This is a genomic window from Kitasatospora sp. NPDC090308 (genome assembly GCF_044769485.1).
Lineage (GTDB): Bacteria > Actinomycetota > Actinomycetes > Streptomycetales > Streptomycetaceae > Kitasatospora > Kitasatospora fiedleri.
Genome location: NZ_JBIVXY010000007.1, coordinates 25,750 through 47,011 on the forward strand (window position 1 = coordinate 25,750; position 21,262 = coordinate 47,011).

11 protein-coding genes and 1 pseudogene are annotated in these 21,262 nt (G+C 66.3%); 5 read left to right on the top strand and 7 right to left on the bottom strand.

All coding sequences use genetic code 11. The annotated features are described in order from the left end of the window. The first annotated feature begins 91 nt into the window (after nucleotides 1-91). Nucleotides 92-397 carry a hypothetical protein gene (locus ACIQVD_RS18030; RefSeq protein ID WP_402290145.1) on the top strand — a complete coding sequence of 102 codons (306 nt, stop codon included), beginning with the start codon at nucleotides 92-94 and terminating at the stop codon, nucleotides 395-397. Between the two features lie 47 nt (nucleotides 398-444). On the opposite strand, the gene ACIQVD_RS18035 is transcribed toward ACIQVD_RS18030, so the two are convergent. Then, nucleotides 445-729, bottom strand: a complete 285-nt coding sequence (locus tag ACIQVD_RS18035; protein ID WP_402290148.1) for a helix-turn-helix domain-containing protein — start codon at nucleotides 727-729, stop codon at nucleotides 445-447. A 627-nt stretch (nucleotides 730-1,356) separates the two neighbouring features. Beyond that, a complete protein-coding gene (locus tag ACIQVD_RS18040) occupies nucleotides 1,357-8,865 on the bottom strand; it encodes a polymorphic toxin-type HINT domain-containing protein (RefSeq protein ID WP_402290151.1) in 7,509 nt (2,502 codons plus the stop codon). 499 nt (nucleotides 8,866-9,364) lie between these two features. On the opposite strand from ACIQVD_RS18040, the gene ACIQVD_RS18045 reads away from it, so the two are divergent. Both ACIQVD_RS18045 and ACIQVD_RS18050 read left to right on the top strand, forming a co-directional pair. Next, complete coding sequence (locus ACIQVD_RS18045; protein WP_402290154.1) at nucleotides 9,365-13,264, top strand: LamG-like jellyroll fold domain-containing protein; 3,900 nt, start codon at nucleotides 9,365-9,367, stop codon at nucleotides 13,262-13,264. 568 nt (nucleotides 13,265-13,832) lie between these two features. Beyond that, nucleotides 13,833-15,119, top strand: a complete 1,287-nt coding sequence (locus ACIQVD_RS18050; RefSeq protein WP_402290641.1) for an IS256 family transposase — start codon at nucleotides 13,833-13,835, stop codon at nucleotides 15,117-15,119. Nucleotides 15,120-15,251: 132 nt separating this feature from the next. On the opposite strand, the pseudogene ACIQVD_RS18055 reads toward ACIQVD_RS18050, so the two are convergent. Then, a pseudogene (locus ACIQVD_RS18055) lies at nucleotides 15,252-15,989 on the bottom strand (transposase). Nucleotides 15,990-15,998: 9 nt separating this feature from the next. Beyond that, nucleotides 15,999-16,967, bottom strand: a complete 969-nt coding sequence (locus ACIQVD_RS18060; RefSeq protein WP_402290156.1) for a helix-turn-helix transcriptional regulator — start codon at nucleotides 16,965-16,967, stop codon at nucleotides 15,999-16,001. Nucleotides 16,968-17,061: 94 nt separating this feature from the next. On the opposite strand from ACIQVD_RS18060, the gene ACIQVD_RS18065 reads away from it, so the two are divergent. Next, nucleotides 17,062-17,430, top strand: coding sequence for a VOC family protein (locus ACIQVD_RS18065; RefSeq protein WP_402290159.1), 369 nt, complete (start codon nucleotides 17,062-17,064; stop codon nucleotides 17,428-17,430). Here the strand turns inward: ACIQVD_RS18065 and ACIQVD_RS18070 are convergent. After that, entirely contained in the window at nucleotides 17,333-17,971 is a 639-nt protein-coding gene (locus ACIQVD_RS18070) for a phosphotransferase (RefSeq protein WP_402290160.1), read from the bottom strand. The genes ACIQVD_RS18065 and ACIQVD_RS18070 overlap by 98 nt on opposite strands. 699 nt (nucleotides 17,972-18,670) lie before the next feature. Further along, nucleotides 18,671-19,213, bottom strand: coding sequence for a hypothetical protein (locus ACIQVD_RS18075; protein ID WP_402290163.1), 543 nt, complete (start codon nucleotides 19,211-19,213; stop codon nucleotides 18,671-18,673). A 17-nt stretch (nucleotides 19,214-19,230) separates the two neighbouring features. On the opposite strand from ACIQVD_RS18075, the gene ACIQVD_RS18080 reads away from it, so the two are divergent. After that, nucleotides 19,231-19,791 (top strand): hypothetical protein, encoded by a 561-nt coding sequence (locus ACIQVD_RS18080; protein ID WP_402290165.1) that lies wholly within the window; start codon nucleotides 19,231-19,233, stop codon nucleotides 19,789-19,791. A 482-nt stretch (nucleotides 19,792-20,273) separates the two neighbouring features. On the opposite strand, the gene ACIQVD_RS18085 is transcribed toward ACIQVD_RS18080, so the two are convergent. After that, complete coding sequence (locus ACIQVD_RS18085; protein ID WP_402290168.1) at nucleotides 20,274-20,726, bottom strand: hypothetical protein; 453 nt, start codon at nucleotides 20,724-20,726, stop codon at nucleotides 20,274-20,276. Between the last annotated feature and the right edge of the window lie 536 nt (nucleotides 20,727-21,262).

Below are 21,262 nucleotides of genomic sequence, written 5' to 3' on the forward strand. Positions count from 1 at the left end.
CGACGAGGAGTACGTGGTGGGGCTTGTGCTGTTTCCCGGAGACGGCAACACGGACAGCCCGGACATCTGCTGATCCTACACGGGCTTCGGGATGTTCCAGGAGTGGCTGGCGGACATCGAGGGCATCGCCCTTGACGGGATGCGCGGCTTCGGAGGGACGCGTGCCTGGAGTGACGTCTCCACGACGCTGGCACCGCTTCTCGACCACTCGGACTGTGACGGCCCCGATCTCACGCCGGCGCAGTGCGCTTCGATCCTGCCCCGTCTCAACGAGATCGCAGCGATGGCACACGACCCGGGTGATCCCATCTGGCAGCGTCGCATCGAAGATGTCCGCCAACTCGTAGTCGTCCTGCAGGTCTGCATCGAGAAGGACGTCGACCTGCTCTTCGGCTGACCACCAGTCGATGCCTCCGCCTCGTCCAGCCGCTTACGGGACAGCCCTTACTCGCAGACCTTCAAAGGATCATTCGGGAAGGTACGCCCTCCGCGTCCCTCCCCGCACCGATCCACAAGTCCTGAGCATTGCTCACCCCCACGCCGCTGAGCGAACTGTCGCTCGCCCAGTCGCGGCGGCGACTGCGGTCCGCTCGATTCCAGAGCCACCGCGCCGCCTTCCCGCCAGGCCCGGCGCCACCGCTCGACCGATCGCACCGTGACTCTCAGGTCAGCCGCGATCATTCTGTTGCCGTCACCACGCTCGAACCGCTCAGCGGCATCAAGCCGCACCCGCTCCCGGCGCTGCTGTTCCTGGGCAGTGAACCCGCCCCCTGCGCGTATCGCACGACGAGGGCATACCCACGGATCGACAGCTCTCAGCGCCTACGACAAGGTGAGTTCAACCTGAGTAGAACCACGCAACACGACTCCACGGGGCCCGGGACACATCATCGACGCGCCAAATAAGCTGGGATGGACCGTCGCATCGCGCACGGCCCATCCCAGCCTATTGACAGTTTAGATTTTAGCCGGACTCCCTCGTAATTCTTTCGATAAGTCCTTCAAGAAACCTGGCGGCTTCTCCTGGATCCCGTGTAACCAAGAGTTCCCGAGCGCCACGGGACCATGCTTTCGAGCGCACGGTGTACGACCCATCAGATCCAACCGAGACAGCTGGCCACTGATCCCACTCCGGGGCTTTCCATGCCTCATCATTACGAAACACTACAAGACTATTTACAGAGGTACTAGGAAACACCCCGCGAAGAGTCGACATTTCTGCAGCCGCCCGCAGAAGCGGCCAAAAAAGCGGACCAAACCAGTCGTTTTCGCTATGCGGCGGCTTGTGCGTATCGAGTAGATATCTCCAGTCGGACTCCGGACCTTCTGTGGTCACTATTAGATCCTTCCCAATCGCTAGCATGGCGCCGACCCGTTGAGGAATGTGGTCGCCGCTCGCACTCCCGTGCTACCGCAAATATGTTGCAGCTCAATTGATGTCGGCAATCCAGGCGCCGTTCTTCCGGCGATTACTCCTTCAACATCCTGTACGCCTTGAAGATTAAAGCTAATCTTGCCACCCCCCGAAACGACCCTGTCGATCATGGATCGAAGTGCGGTGTCACTCCAGGAGCCATTGGGAAATAGATCCGCAAACTGAGGGTCCTTCCATATCACCGCCCCCTGCTCCCCAGCGAATTGCGCCAGGTTTGCGCCGCTTGCCGTCTCCTTCGTTAGCCCGAGTGCGAGATGGGTGCCGCAAGGGCCGTCCGAATTGTGCACGAGCACTGGCGTATTTCCTGCCAGTACATAGTACGTGTGGAGGCTGGCGATGGTCAGGTTGTAGGCAGTGGTGGGGGCGGTGCGGTAGTTGGTGACGGTGGTGATGGTGAGGTTGGTGCCGTCATCGGTGTGGAGCTTTTCGCCGGGTTTGAGGTCTGCGGCGTTGGTCCACTGGTTGGTGGTGGTGTCCCAGAATGGGTGGTGTTGGGTGGAGGTGACGGTGATAGGAGGGGTGCTGGGGTCGGCTTCGGTGGCGAGGGTGAGGGTGGTGAATTCCTTGTCGTCAGGAGTGGTGATGGTGGCGATGACGGGTTCGGGCTGGGTCTCCCCTGTTTGTGGGTCGGTGGTCATGACTGTGTCGCCGACCTGGATGTCCTGGATGGGTTTGGTGGTGCCGTCGCCCATCAGGACTTCGGTGCCTGCGGGGAAGCTGTTGTGTGTCAGGCAACCTGCACGCGCCGCTACTGTTGCGTCGACGGCTTCGCCGAGCTGGCGTCCGAAGAAGTTCTTGAGGACCGTTGCGACCGCGGCCGCTCCAGAGACCCCGGCGGCGACTTCGGCTGCCTGACTGCCGCCGGCCATGGCGTCGCCGATTCCTCCGATGATGCCGGTCGCACAGGCCATTGCAGCGGCAGCGCAAGTGGTTGCGACGCTGGCTCCGGCTTCGACGGCTGCGGTAACGACGACAGCGGCTACTGCACTGGCGATGCCGATGCCAACGCCGATTGCTCCGGCCTTGAGCAAGTCGGTCGTCCTCACTTCGCCGACGTGGTCGTTTCCGTTGAAGGGATCTTTCCGGCACTCCTTGTAGTCGTGGCCGGACATGTTGCAGAGGAAGTACCAGCCGTCCTCGCTCTCCGATGCCCACTGCAGGGCCTCGCCGATCGTGTATGCCTGGGAACCGTGGTAGTTGTGCCCGGAACCTGTGATGTAGTTGTAGGTATTGCTGGGCAGTGAGTGACCGAGTGCCGGGGTGTTCAGGAGAACGGTGACTGGGTCCTGGTCAGGGTCAGGCGCCGGAGGTGCGGCTGGTGCGGGGTTCTGGCCGTAGCCGTCGCAGAGGTCGCGAGGGCACATGCCGGTGGGGTCGCTGAGGTTGACGGGGTCGTTGTTGCTGTAGGCGTAGCCATTCCACTGTTGGGGGTTGGCGGGGGTCATCAGCGGGTCGGGGCTGAGGAAGCGTCCGGTGGTGGGCTGGTACTCGCGGGCGCCGAGGTTGGTGAGGCCGGTGGCGTCGTCTTTGGTGCCGCCGACGTAGCCGTGATCGCCTGCCCAGCCGGTGGGCTGGGTGCCGCGGGGGTTACCGAAGGGGTCGGTCAGACGACGGGTCTCGGCAAGGGTGGTGCCGTCGAGGGCGAGAGTGCCCGTGCCGTGGTTGTCGCCGAGCTGGTACGTGGATTTACCGCCCTGGCGGACCAAGGTGATGCCGCCGGGGATCTGGTAGTAGCGGACTCCGGTGGACGTCTTGGTGGTGGTGTCGTAGAGAAGCTCGTCGCCGCCGAGGGTGATGGTGGTTTTGCCGGGGTCGTGGCGGATGAGTTGGTTGCCTGAGGCGTCGTAGATGTAGGTGGTGTTGTTGTTGGGGACGGCCCATTTCTGTCCGGACGGGACGGTTGTACCACAGGTGGCGACGACGGTTGCGGTGCCGCTGGTGGTGACGTCGCCGGGGACGGTCAGGCAGAGGTTTGTGCCGACGTTGAGGATCGTGCCGTTCTGCTGCACCGTCCAGGTCTGCGCGCCGGTTCCGTTGCAGGGCTGGAGCTGGATCGCGGAGCCGGTAGTGGTGCCCATCGCGGTCAGGCACTTGTTGTTGATGCGCAGGCGGTTGCCGCCGGTGGCGAACTTCTGGGCACCGGTGGAGCTGCAGGCGCTGATCTCGGGAACGGTGCCGTCTGCGCTGGAGCCACTGTGCATGTAAAGGCATTTGCCGCCGATGCCCTGGATCTGAACGGGCAGCTTGGCAGTGTCGAGCTTGCCTTCGGCGGTCCAGTTGAGCTCGGTCATCCCTGCGTTGCTGGCGTACTGCATTGTCGTGTTGCCTGCGGCGTCGTAGGTCGTCGTGCCGTAGGCCGTGGTGGCGCCGTTGACCTTCGTGGCGGTGCTGGTAGTGGCGTGCGGACCACCGTTGCCATTGCCCGAGTTGACGCTTCCGGCGGCGTTGAAGGTCGGAGAGGTGATGGCATTCTTGGTTGTGTCCCCGCCTGGATCGTGCTGGGTGAGAGACTTGCGGTTGCCCTCCGGATCGTAGGTGTAGTCCTGCCAGTAGGCGGCGGGTCCGCCGACGGTGGTGAGGGCCGGTGCAGTAGTGCCGCTGGTCGGTGTGGAGTTGCTGCAGGCGCCGATGCCGCCGACGGTGGGCTGTGCGGTCTGGGTTAGCGCGCCGGTGTCGGTCCAGGCAGTGATGAGTCGGCCGAGGTAGTCGTAGCTGAAGCACTGCAGGTCGGTGGAGGAGGGCTGGTTGTCCGGGATGCTGCGGACCGCGGTGATCTGGCCAGCGGGGTTGTAGGTGTAGGTGTTCTGCTGGACCAAACCGGTGCTGGCAGTCTGCTTGTCGACGAACTGCTGGAGCCGTCGACCTGTCGGCTCGTCGTAGGTGTTGGTGACGACGATCTGGGTGCCCCACGGGTTCATCGTGGAGCGGATGTTGTGGCCGTAGGCGTCGTAGTCGTTCGACAGATCGTAGGTGGCACCGCCGAATGCGCCGAAGGTCGTGAGTGAACCGTGGGTGTCGTAGGTGTAGTTGACGGTCTCTTCGGCAATGTCTCCGACGGCGGAACGGTCGTCGGACTGCAGTGCGCCGGTGATCGGGTCGTAGATGGCCTGGTAGGTGTAGGTGAAGGGCGTGCCTCCCCGGTTGACCTCGGTGCCCGGGATCGTGGTGGTCGTTTTGGTGGCGTGGTAGGCGGTGTCGTACGCCTGTACGGAAGTGGTGTAGGCCGTGCCGCTGTCAGCCCCGCCGACGTAGCGGGTGGAGGCGGCGGGCTGACCGTGGAGAACGGTGTCGTAGGTGAAGGCGGTCAACTGGCTGGCCGTGCTGACGGTGCCGGCGTAGGAGCCGGTGACACGGCCGAGGATGTCGTAGGTGTAGGCGGTGGTCTGGTTGCGGGCGTCGGTGACGGTGGACAGGCGGCCGGCTGCGTCGTAGGTTCGGGTGCTGTTTCCGGTGTCGGGGTCGGCGGTCGCGGTCTCGCGGCCGCGCAGGTCGTAGCTGTGGGTCCAGGTGTTGCCGGCCGCGTCCTTCTGCGTGGCCAGTCTGCCTTCGGCGGTGTAGGTGTAGCCGGTGATGTCGGCATCGGCCGGGTTTCCGGTGGCGGTGGCGGTGCGGTACTGCCACAGCTGCATGGTGTTTCCCCGCGCGTCGGTGACGACGGAGGTGGGCCAGGCGCCGGTGGGCGGTGTCACGTCGGTGCGGTCCGCGCCCGGGTATGCCGTGGTTGTGGTGCTCTGGGAGGTTCCGTAGGCGATGAACTGGCTGGTTACCGGGCGCCCGAGACCGTCGTAGACGGTGTGGGTCTGAGCCGGTACTTGCTGGGTGGTGGTCTGGTACAGCGTGGTGTCCGGCGCGGTGTCGTTGTTGTACCAGCTGGCGTTGGAGCGGGTCACATGGCCCTGGGAGTCGTAGGCCGTGTCGGCGATCATGCGTCCGTTATAGGCGGAGCTCGCAGGGGTGGACTGTGTCTGAACAGTGCGCCCCAGGCCGTCCATGATCTGGATGGCGACGGAGTAGGAGCCGTCGGAGCGGATCGTGGAGGTGGTGGCTGTCGAGGGTACGATGTTGCCGTTGGCGACTTCCGGGATGGCGTAGGCGAACTTCTGGTTGGGGCTCAGGTTCGTGGCCCGGCCGGGCAGCCAAAGAGCGGTCAGGCGGCCGAGCGCGTCATGCGCCTGCGTGGTGGTACGCCCGTTCGGGTCGGTCACCACGGTGGGCATTCCGCGTGCGCTGTCGAGGGCGGTGGTCGTGGTCCGGCCGGTGCTTACGTCGCTGGAGCCGTCCGGGGCCGGGGTGGTGACGCTTGTGCTGTTCGGTAGTTCGCCAACCTGCGGCGCCGAGTAGGAGGTGGTGACAGTGGTGCCGTTTGGATGCGCCTTGTCGGTGTTGTTCGGGTCGGTGACACTTGAGGGCCGACCGTAGTTGTCGAATACGGCCGTGGTGGCGGTGAACTGCGCGGCGCCGGTGCTGTCGAAGTGATCGAGCGTGAGAAGCGACGTGGGGTTGTGTGCCTTGTCTAGCTGGCCCCAAGGCTGGCCGTCGTAGTACGTCCGATTCCAGGAACTGGTGTTGGCAGGGGTGGGCGCTGCACTGCAGGCGTTCGCGCCGTTGAGTGTGATCGACTCCGCTGGCAGGCCGAGGATCTGCGGGTCGGAGCCGACAGCGTAGTTGGTGCGAGTGCAGATGTCAGGGAGGCCGTCGGCGCTGTTCAGCGAAGTGGTGACACGGTTGCCGTGCGCGGGGTCCGTGGTCGCAGTGTTGGTGGTAGTTCGCCAGCTGCTGCCGTCGGCCTTCAGCGCCTTCGATGTCGAGGTCGCGCTGGTGGCCGCGTAGCGGGCCTTCAGCGCAGGCATCGCGCCCCGGCTGTGGGTCGCCGTGACGATCGGGCCGGAGCTGGTGCTCAGCGTGTACGCGACGATGGTGCCGTTGGCCTGGTTGTAAGTGTCGGACTCCAAGGGCTTGCCGGACAGCCAGTCCGAGTCGGTCACCTGGCCGCTCATCGGGCCTGCTACCCGCGCGCCGCGGGTGGTACCGCTGTTGAGCAGGTCACCGTCCATACCCTGGTAGTAGCTTGTTGCTACCTGTGACTGGATTCCGTCGTTGCCGTTGCCGGAGACGGTGGTGACAGAGGCGTAGCCGCGGAACTGGTCCCACGTGCGAACCTGGTTGTCGGTCAGTGGCGAGTCGTTGCGGTGCCAGGCCGCCTTGCCGTACGTGTAGGTGGTCGTCATCGGGATCGAGCCTGCAATGCCCGGGGTGACGGTCACCGTGCGGACCGGGTACTTCAGGAACCAGTCGTCGACCGGGGACGCTCCGGCCATCGAGCCAGGCGGGTACCACTTGACGTTGTAGCAGGACAGAGTGTCACTGTCGGCAGTGCTCGGCATGGTGCTGCCAGTCCGGGAGCACTCGGCAGGCTTGTAGTCCACACCGATGGTGCCGCCGGTCTCAGTGGTGATGAGCTGGATTCGCGGCCTGTTGTACGCGGGTGGCGCGGGCACGAGGCTGCTGCCGTCAACACGGTTGCGCAGAAGCATTGAGGTGAACAGCACCGGCGGAAGGGGAACCGGGCCGCCGGTGGCCTGGGTGTCCTGGGCAGTCCGCTTGACGCTGGCCAGCCACGGCACCTTGGTGTTCTCCGTCGGGTTCTGCACATTGACGAATATGTGGTTCAGCGCGTACGAGTCGACCGTCTGGTAGACACCGTTGACCCGGACCTGGGTGGTGACGGTGTCCAACCACTTGGTGGTCCAGAACGTCGGCCCGTAGTTGGTGCAGGAGCTGGCCTGGGCGCACTGCTCGTCCAACGGGACGTCGGGCCAGTTCGAGGCGTTCGCGGCAGTCCGGTTGGCCGGGTCGCACGCTGAAGCCGAGGTGACGCAGCGTTCGGTGACCCCGAAAAGGATCTGCGCCGCCGGCTTGTAGGAGCCGTTGGCGCTCACCTGGTCGGACAGCAGTTGTCCGTAGCCGATCGAGGCGAGCACACCGGCACGGGTGTAGGAGGTGTTGGTTCCGGTTCCGCCGTTCTGACCGCCGCCGCGGGCGTAGGAGTTGGTCTCGGGCGTGTAGCTGTAGGTGGTCAGGATGCCGTGCGGGTCCACGACGTAGTCGAGGTTCCAGCGCCAGGCCGTCTGGCACCAGGACCCCTTTCCCTTTGCCTGGTCGTAGCACGGGTCGCCGGAGTTGGGCGAGTACACCGGAAGGGTCCAGGCCGATCCGCTGTCAGGGCCCACCGTGGTCGGATTGCCGTTGGTGTCGGGCAGGTGATTCAAGCCGAAGAAGTAGACCGTGCCGGTGGTGTCGGTGACCTTGATGTATGAGCCGTTCCAGGCACCGTTGGTGGCACCGGTGAGGAACTGCACCTTCGTGCCGTCGTCGCCCTTGATCCGCCAGGTGCAGTTCGACTGCTCCGTCGTTGCGGGCGCACCGCTTTGGCAGGAGGAGTCGTCGGGGACCAGTTCGCCCGAGTGGCCGGCCAGTGACATGGTCAGGTTCGCGCCTGCCCAGCATTTGTCACCGGAGTCGGTGATGCCGTCTTTCGAACATGGTTGGAACGAGCGTTCCACGAAGCCCGGCTGGTAGTCCCAGCCGTCGCCGATCCAGGATGCCTGCGCGTTCGTCGAGGAGGTCTTGCCGTCCACCGACGACGAGTCGTAGGAGAGCCCTACCTGCGGCGCGGAGCCGGCCAGCGCCGGCGGGGCCTGGATTGGGTAGCCGTAGGTGAAGGCGCCCGACGAGCCGCCTGCGGCCCAGTCCTGCGACGGGCTCAGGCTGGTAGCGGAGTACGTCCCGGCGCCACCGGAGGAGCCGGACACGAGGCCGACCGTGGTCGACCCGGCCACTGCCGTGTCCGTCAGGGCCTGAATGCTGGTGTGCGCCGTTCCGCCGCTGGCGGGCAGCGTGACGTCGGCGGTGATCTTCTTCGTCGCGGGGTCATAGCTCGACGAGGGCAGCGGCGTCTGTTTCAGACAGCCGGCGGTCTGAGGCGCTGTCACCGCGCAGTTCGGCAACAGCACCAGACGTGCGCGCGACGCCCAGTCCGCGCCGTACAACGCGTCGAGGTCTGACGTGTCGACTGACAACCGGACCGCGCCAGCCTCACCCTCAGCGGAGCGCGACAACGTCACCGCGAGACCGGATATACCGGCGGCGGCGGTGGACTTGGCGTCTGAGACGTCGACCTGGACCGTCTGCCCAGTAACGGCCGAACCCGCCAGTGGGGCCAGCGACACCGGCAAGCCCGAGGCCCCGACGTCCCCACCGGCGGCCGGTCTCTCACCCACTGCCAGCGCCCGCGCACCAGGCGCTGCGCCCAACTGCACGGATGCGTGACCGCCCTGAACCTGATGCGAGATCTTCGAAGGCTGCCACACAGGCGGCACCGGGTGCTCAGGCTTGGCGACCGCGACCGGTGAAGCCTTCTGACCCTTCACCGACGGTGTCCTCGGTAGCGCCGTGTTGGGCGGCGACCACTTTCGCGAATAGTCCGGTCCTGCCGCTGTTGCAGCGGCTACCGATACGGGTGCAAGCAGTGATCCGATCACGGCGGCAGCGGTAATTGTCGCCAATCTCCGCTTTGCCCTCTGCATAGCACCGGGAGAAGCGCCCACCCCCGACATAAAAGACAAGGTAAAATCCCCTCCTGATTTGACATCACAGTGCCTCGCATCTGTGGCGAGGACTGGCGGATAGTAGCGATCCGATGGCCTCGAGTGTGGCGTTTCCCGGATTTTCGATGTAGTGACGCATCTCACTCTAGAGCGATATCGGTACACCTCTGCTCAATTCAGGCGCGCCGACTGCTTATTCACTTGATTCCTTCCGGGAGAGCTGGTGAGCGTTGCTCTGGCCTCTGCACGCATGCATTGAGGCCTTCCACACCCCGAGGGGATTCCTTTGCCTAGACGCCGTTATCACGGTGCTTCATGCCGGGTGGCGACCGCAGCCGTGGCCATCGCCGCCGTCGCGGCTCTTGCCACTCCGGTGGCCTTCGCCGACAGCCCGTCAGCCTTTCCATCGCAGACGGAAATCGACGCCGCCACAGCAGCACGCGCACAGGAGCGCCCGCCTGCGAACGAGACCGACACCGCATTCGCCCAGGCGAAGGCCACCGGCAAGAACGTGCCGATCGAGTCGTTGACGACAGAGTTCAGCGAGACGGCGGCGACACCGGACGGCCACCTCGCCCTGACCAACCACGCAGAACAGCAGCGGACCAAGAAAGACGGCTCGTGGGCGGTGCTGGACGCAGCCCTTGCTGCGAATGCAGACGGGACGTACTCACCACGGGCGTCCGCGTCTTCGCTGGTGCTGTCCAAGGGCGGTGACGGCCCGCTGGCGACGATGATCAGCTCGGACGGCAAGAAGCTGGCGCTCACCACCCCGTTCAAGCTGCCGGCCCCCAACATCGACGGGGACAGCCTGCTGTACTCGTCGGTGGCATCGGACACCGACCTGAAGGTGACCGCGACCAAGGCCGGCGGTCTGACGACCGTACTAGTGCTGAAGACGCAGGCGGCCGCGGCAGATCCGGCAGTGAAGGACCTGCATTTCGGCACCGTCGTCGACGGGGTGACGGTGGAGGCCGACCAGGGCGGCAACCTGGCGGCCAGGGGCAGCGACGGCCGGGCCCGTTGGACAGCGCCGACCCCGCAGATGTGGGACAGCACCATCGCCACCGCGGCACCGAAGGCACAAGCCCTGACGCAAGACACGGGGGCAGATCCACGGCAGGCACGGGAGCGCAGCGACGCGTCAGGCCCCGGCAGCTCTGCCAAGGTGTCGGCGATGCCGGTGACGGCCGGTCAGGACGGCATCGACCTGACACTCGATCAAGACCTGATCGCGCATGGCACCGCGCCGTTCTACATCGATCCGGCATGGGTGCCGTGGAACCAGTCGAACAGCTCGTGGACATGGATCCAGTCGGCCCACCCGGGCACCTCCAACTGGAATCGCTCCGGCAGCGCCGACTCCGACCACCCAGGTGTCGGCTTGTGCGCGTACTACCCCAACGGAGGCAGCTGCAGCCCCTCCGACACATATCGCTCGTTCTTCCAGTTCGACATCACCCCGATAAGCGGAGCCGTCGTCCACTACGCGACGATGAACCTGCAGGAGTACGTGTCGGCCGACTGGTCCTGCACCAACTCCTACCCGGTGGATCTCTACCTCACCAGCGCTATCGCCGGTGATACCACATGGAACAAGAAGCCCTGGGAAATGGGAGGTCCGCTCGGCCGGGTAACCATCGGCGGTTCCGGGCACTCCGGTTGCTACAACAACGTGCCGTTCTCATACGACATCACCGGCACGCTCCAGCAGTACACCAACAACGGACAGCTGACCTTCGGCCTCTACGGCGACGAGGGCAACCAGTACGCCTTCAAACGTCTCGACTACCGCCCCTCGCTGTACATCGAATACGACCGCACGCCCTCGACGCCGACCGGCCAGGGTGTGTGGCCACTGCCGAAGACAGTGACCCCCTCGCAGACCACACAGGCCTGCGGTGACGGCAACTCCAACGACTGGGCCTGGCTCGGAGCCGGCACCAACCAGAACGGCGCGGTCCAACTCAACGCCACCGTCTCCAGCACTACCCAGGGCCAGCTCTACACCTGGAACCACATCTGGGACTACCAGCAACAGGGCGTACCCGATGTCGCCTTGGGGTACTCAGCCCTCACCCCCAACGGCGGCACCGCGAGCTTCTCCGTCCCCGGCAACGTGATCATGGACGGCCACTCCTACGGCTACAGCATCATGGCCACCGACCAGTTGCCCGGCACACCGTGGTCCCAGCCCACTCCGACGTGCTACTTCAAGGTCGACCTGACTGCGCCCACCGTGTCGTTCCCGCCCATAGCGGCCGACACCACCAAGCAGTTCCCACCGTCCGGCAACGGCCAGACCCCGAAGATCTACGCGGGCCAGAGCGGTGCCGTCCCGGTCACCGTCACCGACTCCAACCCGTCCGGCCTCCACACCTCCGGCCTCGCCTGCCTGCGCTGGGGCTGGGACCCGCAACTCGCTGGCGCAGCCTGGCAATGCGGCACCGCAATGCCCACCGGAGGCCAGATCCCCAACATCACCGCCACCCACTGGGGCACCAACATCCTCTACATCCAGGCAGAGGACAACGCCGGTAACCCCTCCGGCGTCGCGCAGTACGCCTTCTACGCCCCCTGGAACCCCAACGGCCCGTCCCCGGTCTTCGGTGACGTTACCGGCGACACCGCGGCAGACATCGTCGCCCCGGACACTGGCGGCAACCTGCGCGCCTTCACCGTCCCGGGCAACCCGCTGGCCACCAAGCCCGCCACCACCCTCGCCGCCAAGCCCGCCACCACCCCGCCGACCGACGGGGGAACCAACTCCGCCGGCGACTCATGGGCCAACTACCAGACCACCCACCGCGGCAGCCTCAGCGGCGGCAAGAACGTCGACGACCTGATCGTCCACAAGCCCGGCAGTAAAAACCTGTATGTGTACTGGAATCCTGGCAGCACCGGGATCCCGGGCGTCTTCGACAAACGCAGCATGCTAAACAAGCCAGCCTGCGACTCAGCCATCACCGACTGTAGCGGCTACAATCCGACCGACTGGGCGACCACACTGGAAATCGCCGCCAGCGGCGACCCGAGCACGACCAACCTCGACACCAGCAAGAACTTCCTCAACCGCACCGGCCTGTTCACCGTTGAGACCAGCCCCGATGGCAATGGCGCCCTGTGGTTCTACCCGGCAGTCGGCGACGCCACCTTCGGCTCCCCCACCAAGATCGCCGCCACCGGTTGGAAGGGCTGGAACCTCATCTCCCCCGGAGACTGGGCCGGCCAGGGCCACCCCGGCCTGTGGAGGCGCAACGCCGGCAACGGCGAACTACGCGGATACACCTTCAACACCGGGACCATCACCGTCACACCCCCCATCGGGGTACCGGTCAACTACCCGACCATCACCGGCATCGCCACCAGCACAGTCATCGGAACCGGCATCACCGCCGCCACCTGGCCCACTGTCGGGTCCGACGGAGACCTTACCGGCACGGGCCACCCCACCCTCTGGGGCATCACCACCGACCATCGCATTCAAATCTGGACCGGCGCCCCGACCACGGCCACGGTCTCGCCCGGTGTCTACCAGGGCGCTGCCGCGCCGAACATCGTCCTGAGCACGACTGGGGGTGCCGACCAGTGGCAACTGAGCGGGGCCAGCACCAACAACGGCACCGCCACAGACACCAGCAGCATCAACCCCGCCACGATCAACGGCAGCATCACCTACGAAGCCGACCACAAGGGCGCTACCAACGGGGCATCCACCCTGAACGGCAGCTCCTACTTCAAGACGACCAACCCATCGGTCGACACCAGCCAGAGCTACTCCGTCTCGGTCTGGGCAAAGATCAGCAACCTCAACAACTACCAGACCTTCGTCACCCAAAACGGCAACGCCCGCGGGTCCTACTACCTTCAGTACTCGAGAGCCTTCAACGCCTGGGCCTTCGTCTCCCCCTCCACAGACGACATCGCGACCGCGACCTACTACGCCGCCACCGCCTCTACCCCGCCTGAAATCGGTAAGTGGACGTACCTCGTAGCCACCTACGACGCCCCAAACCGCACCATGTCGCTCTACGTCAACGGCAAATTCGTTGGCGGCAGCACCAACCCCAATCCGTGGAACGCCACCCACGCCACCACCATCGGCGCCGCCGCAACAGCCGACTATCCGGTCGACAGCCAGGTCACCGGCTCCGCGAGCGACGTTCGCACCTATCCATACGTCCTTACCGCCGACCAGATCAACGCTCTCTACACCAGCTGACAGCAACAGCGACGCGGCTGCCCGCTCACCCGGCCGGGTGAGCGGGGTCTGCGGGTCTGTACAGCCAGCGGCTCTGTCGCATACCCGGTGGTAGCAGAGCGTGGCCAACTTTACAGTAGGTGACAGCCGCAGGTCGGCGGGCCGTTTGGAAGTAGCGGCTCGCCGGATGGCACACGGAAGCCCGGTTGGACCGCTCCAACATAGCGGCTACAGAATGCTCCCAGACATGACCATCAACCCGGCTGACCTTCAGATTCTCGGAACTCGCGCCGTCGTCCGCTCAGGTAACGTTCCGTTACCACCAGATGTGCGACAGAGCCGACAGCTGGCCACTGGAGCGATAGTTGGCCCCCAGGTCCCGAGGTCCTCAGGCCTACCCCGCGAGTCGGCGGCGACAGCGCTCGAGGGACGAACCCGTCGCCAGCCGCCCGACCGGTTAGCTTCCTGGCCGCGCGGGCGGCAGCACCGGCACATTCGCCGCTGCCTCGATGTCGTGGCCGTCGATCAGCACGGGTCTGTACGGTCATCGGTGTAACTCCCGATCAAGGAAGAACACCTGATGAGCGACGTGATCGCCTCGGTCGAGGCGGTTGAAGAGGTTCGGCCGGTGGAACTGTCGGCGGATCTGCTGGACGACCAGTTGATCGGGCAGCTGGTCGATCGGGCCCGCGCAAGCGGCCTGCAGTTGACCGGCGAGGGCGGACTGCTGCAGCAGCTGACCAAGCGCGTACTGGAGTTCGCCCTGGAGGGCGAGATCACCGACCACCTCGGCTACGAAAAGCACGCCCCGGCCGGAGCGGGCAGCGGGAACTCCCGCAACGGCGTCCGCTCGAAGACGGTGCTGACCGACGTCGGTCCGGTCGAGATCGACGTGCCCCGCGACCGCGACGGCAGCTTCGAGCCGCGGATCGTCAGGAAGCGGCAACGGCGTCTGACGGGCGTGGACGAGATGGTGCTGTCCCTGTTCGCACGGGGTCTGACGCACGGTGACATCTCCGCCCACCTGGCCGAGGTCTACGGCGCGAGCGTGTCCAAGTCGACGATCTCGACCATCACCGACAAGGTCATGGACGGGATGTCCGAATGGCAGAACCGGCCCCTGGACCCGGTCTACCCGGTGATCTTCATCGACTGCGTGCACGTGAAGGTTCGCGACGGTCAGGTCGCGAACCGGCCGATCTACGTGGCCCTGGCGGTCACCGTCGACGGCACCCGCGACGTTCTCGGCCTGTGGGCCGGCGACGGTGGCGAGGGCGCAAAGTACTGGCTCCAGGTACTCACCGAGATCCGCAATCGGGGTGTCGAGGACGTGTGCATGGTCGTCTGCGACGGGCTGAAGGGCTTGCCCGACGCCATCGGCACGGTCTGGCCGCAGGCGATCACGCAGACCTGCGTGGTCCACCTCATGCGGGCGTCGTTTCGATACGCGGCCCGCCAGGACTGGGACAAGATCGCCCGCGCGCTCAAGCCGATCTACACCGCACCGACCGCGAAGGCCGCCGAGGACCGGTTCCTGGAGTTCCAGGAGGAGTGGGGCGCCAAGTACCCGGCGATCGTGCGGCTGTGGGAGAACGCCTGGGCCGAGTTCGTGCCGTTCCTGCAGTTCGACACGGAGATCCGGCGGGTCGTCTGCACGACCAACGCGATCGAGTCGGTCAACGCACGCATCCGCAAGGCCGTCCGTGCCCGCGGGCACTTCCCGAACGAGGCCGCCGCATTGAAGTGCGTCTACATGGCCGTCATGAGCCTCGACCCCACCGGTACCGGCCGGAAACGCTGGACCATGCGCTGGAAGCCCGCCCTCCAGGCCTTCGACATCGCCTTCGACGGCCGACTCTCCGTCGGCCGCCGGTAACTCACACCACCCGAGTTACACCGCTGGCTGTACAGACCCCCGGACTTCTTCAACCGCCTCAACCGAGGCAGTCACGTCGCTCATCAGGTGCTCTTCCTTGATCAGGAGAGACACCGGTCACCGTACAGACCCTCACGGTGCCGACTTGTCGAGACGTCGCCAGCAGATGAGTCCGCAGGCGAGTGGGACGAAGGCGTTGTGGAGCTGGGCGAAGGTCTGCTCGACGACGTAGCGAAGCTTGCCGAGGCCGATGATGTCTGGCTCGCCGCGGCGGGAGATGACGGGCAGGATCCGGCATTTGCGCAGTTGCCGGCGGTTGGGGTTGCTGTCGTAGCCCCTGTCGCCGAGCAGGGCGTCGGGACGTTTGCGTGGGTGGGCGACCCGGCCGGCGACCGGTGGGATGCCGTCGACCAGGTCGAGGGTCCGGGTGACGTCGTTGACGTTGGCGGCGGTGGTGATCACATGGAACGGGATGCCTCCGCCGTCGCTGATCAGGTGGTGCTTGCTGCCGGTCTTGCGGCGGTCGACCGGCGACGGGCCGGTCTCCTCGCCCTCTTTTTGGCGCGTACGGGGGAGGCGTCCACGCACGCGCGCGTCCAGTCGATCAGCCCTGCCGCGTTCAACTCGGCCAGGAGCATGCGGTGCAGGGCCTCGAACACCCCGGTCTGCTATCAGCTGATGCCGGTGTACAGCACGAAACAGGATGCCCTGCAGGTACAGCCGGTCGTCCACCGGACGCGGACCCGGCGACCGCTGCGGCCAGGCCGGCAGAAGCGGCTCGATCCCGGCCCACAGCTCGTCGTCCACGATCCACGGCTTCTTGCGCACACCATCACGGACGGACGAATCGTCACATCGGTCACACCCCACCAGTAACGATCACCAAGATCGTGTTACGAGTTCATAGTGGAGCGCGAGATTGGTGGCGAGGTCGCGGAGGTGAGCCCTGGCTTCGGTGGGGCCGTGGACAGTGATGGCGCTGCCGAACGGCAGGAGTGCTCGCACGTCCTCCAGGTGCAGGAAGCGGATCGTCACCTTGCGGCCGGTGGCGGATTCTTCATGGTCGTCTTGGACGAGTCGTTGGCCAAAGATCCGTTGCGCTCGCTCGAACTGGGTCTGATCGATGGTGGCGCTGACCTCTATCGCATGGTTGTGTTCCCACTGATCAACGAGCGCTGCAGCGACGGTGACCAGGGTCTGGTTCTCGCGGATCCGTCGTGGCTGGTCGACTTCTTTCCACGCCGTGATCCGCTCGAGTCGGTACATCCGTGGCACTCGAGCACGGTCGGCGACGAGATACCAGATGCCGGCCTTGGCGAACAGCCCGTAGGGATCCACGACCAGGTCGCGTGGGCATGACTCGCGTGGGCTGTCGTACTCGATCCGTAGCCGGCGACCTCGCCGCACTGTGCCGATCAGCGAAGCCGGAGTCGTGCCGGAAGCCCGTGTCCGGAGCCAGGGACGGCTGTCCACGTGCACGACGTCTGTGAGCGGCAGGAGATCGTGTCCTCGACGTGACTGTGTGGCGACGATCTTGGAGAGCGCGCGCCGGCTTTCGACCGATGCGTCGAGTTCCGCACGTTGCTTGTCGTCCAGCCCGGTGAGCGAGAGGTGATCACGCTCGCCCGGCGTGAGTCGCATGAGGTCGAGCCCGGCCCCGGGCAGCAGGGTCACGCCGCCGAGGCGGCCCCGTTGCGCGGTCACCGGCAGACCGGCGTCGCGGAGCCAGTTCAGGTCCCGGGTGATGGTGCGAAGGGACACCCCGAGCGCCGAGGCGAGTTCCTGCGTGGTCGCACCGTCCCTCGATTCGAGGAGCAGCATCAGGGAGAAGAAGCGGTCTGGGGTCACACCCCAAGTCTGCGAGGAATTAGGACACGATGTGGCGCATATCCCGGTCAGGCTGGTGGACGCGTATCTACGACCTGCAAGAAGGAACTTCCCAATGACCACATCCGTCGTGTCCATCGTCTATGTGAACGACGCGCCCGCCGCAGCTCGTTTCTACGGCGACCTCCTCGACATGAGGCCGTCGTTCGAGACTCCGGGATACATCACCTTCGACCTCGGGCCGGGCGCTGACCTCGCTGTGTGGTCCGGTCAGTTCGAGGATCTGTCAGCGGACGTCCCACGCACCAGTGAGGTGTGCCTGGCCGTTCCCGGTGGTGGGCCCGACGAGATCAACGCGATCTTCAAGCAGTGGCAGTCCAAGGGCGTCACGATCCTGCACGAGCCTCATGATCTGGGGTTCGGGCTGACCTTCCTCGCAGCCGATCCTGACGGGAACCGTATCCGCGTCGCACCGCGGGGCTGAAAGTCCACCACGCGGCAGGCGCGCACGACAGGTGTCGTGCCTGCCGCCCTCTGAGACACAGAGCACTCGGACACACGTTCCGCTTGCCTAGCATGTGGCCGAGGCCTTCGAGGGGATCGCCGGGGGCGGCAGGGTCGAAGTCGATGAACGCGACCGGGACGCCGTCGTCGGAGAAGACCGTGTTGTCCGGTCCCGGGTCGTGATGGCAGACCACGGGGTGCCGGTCGGCCAGGACACTGCCGCGCGTCGCCTCGTGGAAGGCGCGGAGCAGGGCGCCGGCGGCGCTCACCTGCGGGTCGGTCCAGCGCTGGAAGCGGGCGGGCGCTCGACCCGGGAGGTGGCTGAGGATCTGGCGGTCGGCCTCGTTGAACCCGAGATGGCGTGGGGCACCGGTGAAGCCCTGCCGCTGAAGTTCACCGAGCAACTGGGCGACGAACGCTGACGACGCGGTGGCCGGTCGCCGAATGGTGCGGCCGACCCGGACGACGTCGGGAGTGATCCGCCCGCCGGGCAGCGGTACCTCATTCTCCATGTCGCCCATCTTCTCGTGCCCGGCACCGGCACACGGGAGCGAAGCCGCGGAAACTTCCCTTGTCGCGAGGGGGGTGCTCCGGCAGGCGGTGCGCGACGGTCAGGTCCTGGCGCCGGCCTTCCAGCGATGCGGCGCTCGCCTCCAAGGCGCGGGGGCGGTCCAGCAGGGGCGCCAGAGCTGCCTGGGCGTTGCGGAACAGCTCCCCGGCCGGGTAAGCCGCCGCCGGTCCCGCCGGTGACTGCGAGGCCGAGGTAATGCAGGATGTCGCGGACCAGGGCGTTGATCTCCGTGGCGGCCGCGTCCAGCGCCCCGGCTTCGCTCTGCGGAAGGTTGAGGCTGCCGGAGGTGACCACGCGCAGGCGAAGGCGTGTCACCTCGTTGAAGTCGCGGACCAGTTCGGCGAGCGTGACGGTGTCCTGGGCTTCCTGCGGGGGGCAGGCGCAACTCCGCGTCACCGTGGTAGCCGGGCTGCACTCCCTGCACCTGGGGTACGGCGCCGGTGCTGGTGGGCTTCGAGCAGGTCGGAGCGGACCGCGCCGAAGCTCTCGAAGTCGCTGGACCGGCCGGCCCCCTTCTCGATGTCTTCGGCCGCCAGGTCGACGGCGAGTTCGTGCAGCGGTTACAGGGCTTCGGTGATGGCGTTCACCTGGCGGGTCCCCCTCGTCGGGTGCGGGCGGTCCTCGCGTTGAGCGCGGGGTCGGTGGCCGGTCAACCGATCTGCGCCTGGGCGATGTCGGCGGGCGGGGTGCTGGTGCGCTGGGCCCAGGTGAGGACGGCGGCGGCCAGGGCGAACGCGGTGCCGGCGGTGACGTGGCAGCCGCCGGGATGGACGATGAGCTTCTGGACAGAGCGGTGGGCGCGGCCTTTGCGGACGAGGGCCAGGACGTCGGTGGCGGCGCGCTCGCCCCGCCAGTGGCCGGCGGGCAGGGCGGTGGCCGCGAGCAGGCCGGCCGGGACGCCCGCGGGGCTGGTGGACCAGGCGCCGAGGAGGAGGATGGCCAGTCCCGCGGCGTGCGAGGTGGTGACCGGCTGCTCGGCGGTGGGGTCGGGGCCGAGGGAGTCGAGCAGCCGGGCCGCGTGCGCGGTCTCGTCGGCCGCGACGCAGGAGACGATCTGGCCCAGCAGTTCGGCGGATTGGGTCTGGGTGGGACGGCGATGCCGCCGCGGCGGGCTTCGACGCGGGCCTGCCCGGCATGCTCCGCCAAGCGAGCGCTCGCCGCGACGGAGCCGTCGTGACAGCCGTCGCAGCATGACGGAGCATGGTGTCCATGCACACCCTTTTCGACCGCTCCGAGCCCCGGCGCGTCTCGCCAGGCGAGTACCCCACATGGGATCAGGCTCTCGCCCTCCTGAATCGGGACGTGGCGGCGACCCTTCCCGAGCAGGACCCCCTGCAGCTGCTGGCCCTTCCGCCTGACGATGGGGACGGGCCGGAGAACGTCCACGTCGCGCTGGCCAACGGCGAGTGGCACGGCAATCACCTGCATCCAGGGCCGGCGGACGACCCTGCTTCTGTGCTGGCCATCATCGCCGATGCCACGCAGGAGACCGTCGTCGAGCGTCTGCGACAGGCGTGGCCCCTGTGCGCTGAACACGGCCTGGGCATGCATCCGCGGGATGCGGACGGGCAGTTGTCCTGGTGGTGCGCGGGAGAGCGGTTGCGCCGCGGCCCGGCCCATATCCCGCGCAGCTGTGGGCGGGCTCGATGCCCTCGTCCGCCCACGTCACCCCGGCCGGAAGAGGCAGCGGGCGAGTTGATGCCCCCTCTGTCACGGCCGTTGAACACGGAGTGGCATGAAGAGGGCCATACGGATTGGGTGTTGTTGTGACGCGACACCTTGGCCGCACGGCTTCGTCCCCTCACCTCCCCACCGGCCTTCGATGCCGTCGACTCGACACGCTGATCGGCGAGTTGGTCCAAGTGCGGCCGGCTGCCGAAGAAGGACCGCTGCACGACCGTCGAGGACATGACCGACTGCGCGCGGCCGGGACTGGACCAAGCACTGAGCCCTTTCGGATCGACCACCGAGCGGGTGGCGGGGCCACGGTTGCAGGCGACACGAGCGACGAAGATCACGCCGGTCCGGGCAACCGTCAACGGCAGAGGCGGCCTCACCCACCGGGTGGCAGCTGAGAAGGCTCACTGATCCGGAACTCCGGGCGGCGCCCGCGCTTGCCGGGCTCCGCAGCCGGCACCGGCTTCCCGCACCCCGGCCGCAGGCACGTCTCCCCGGCCACCACATCGAACAGCACGTCAGCCGTGTCAGCAGCGCCGGAATTGCGGGGCTGCCGTCGCGGGTGGAGTTCAGGGTCAGTAGTTGCCGTTCGAGAGGATGGTACCGCTCTGGTTGTAGACCGTGATCAAACCTGCTCCCGCAGTAATGGGCTTGTGCTTCTGCGTTGCCCAGTCAGTTGCGGCTGAGACGATCAGCTTGGCCGTGCCGGTGTCGCTGGACGTGATATCACCGGTCAGGTCGGTGTAGATGTTCACCTGGCCGTCAGAGGCATCGACTTTCGCGACATGGTCGGCAACTGCGGTTTTCATTGCGGAGGTTGCGCTCGACGAGCTGGCGACGAAAGCCTTGAGAGAAGCCGCCTCCGTCGTCGCTGCTGCGCTTGAGCTCGCCGCCGCTGCCGTACTGCTGGTGCTCGCCGCCGCAGATGAGGTGGTCGCCGCTGGCGCGCTGTTCGAAGCGCCGCTCGACTCGGTCTTGCTACTGGAACAGCCGGCACTTGAGGCGCCGATGGCGAGCGCGGCGATCACCGATACGCCACTGAAGGCTATCCTTCGTCCCGTTGTGTTCCTCATGGCTCCAGGCTGTTGCGTGCTCTTGTCAAATGCATCCGGTGCCGGCCATCCGGGTGGGAAGCGCGGAATGCCCCCAAGTGCCGGGGAAGTTCAGAGCCGGTCCGACCAGGGCGGTCAAGGTTCGACAACACGAACCGGGCAGTAGTCCAACTTCAGCGGCAATCGAGCAAGGTTGGTGGCACAGGACAGCACTCACCGGAGGCCCGACTACGTGCCTTACCAGCCGTTGCTCCATCGAACTTCGTGGGCGTGAGTTCGACGTTGCCGACCCGGTCGGGTGATCTTCTGGTCGGCTGGGCATGAAGGCGGGGTCCGTGCAGCTCGTGGGTGTCGAATCCAGCCGAGCAACAGGAGGCCCCTGGTGCTGCAGTCTTCCGTGTCCGTGCCGCTGTCGTCCAACTCCGTTCCCTGTCGTGTGATTGCCTCGCTCACCGGTTCGGGAACGCCGGGGACCGCCCGCACAGGCGACCGAGGTACCCCTCGGACATGAG

Bases quoted from the DNA above. Each gene is read 5' to 3' on its own strand.
- ACIQVD_RS18065 (WP_402290159.1), top strand. From the start codon at position 17,062: ATGACCACATCCGTCGTGTCCATCGTCTATGTGAACGACGCGCCCGCC.
- ACIQVD_RS18030 (WP_402290145.1), top strand. From the start codon at position 92: ATGTTCCAGGAGTGGCTGGCGGACATCGAGGGCATCGCCCTTGACGGG.
- ACIQVD_RS18075 (WP_402290163.1), bottom strand. From the start codon at position 19,213: ATGCTGCGACGGCTGTCACGACGGCTCCGTCGCGGCGAGCGCTCGCTT.
- ACIQVD_RS18070 (WP_402290160.1), bottom strand. From the start codon at position 17,971: ATGGGCGACATGGAGAATGAGGTACCGCTGCCCGGCGGGCGGATCACT.
- ACIQVD_RS18080 (WP_402290165.1), top strand. From the start codon at position 19,231: ATGCACACCCTTTTCGACCGCTCCGAGCCCCGGCGCGTCTCGCCAGGC.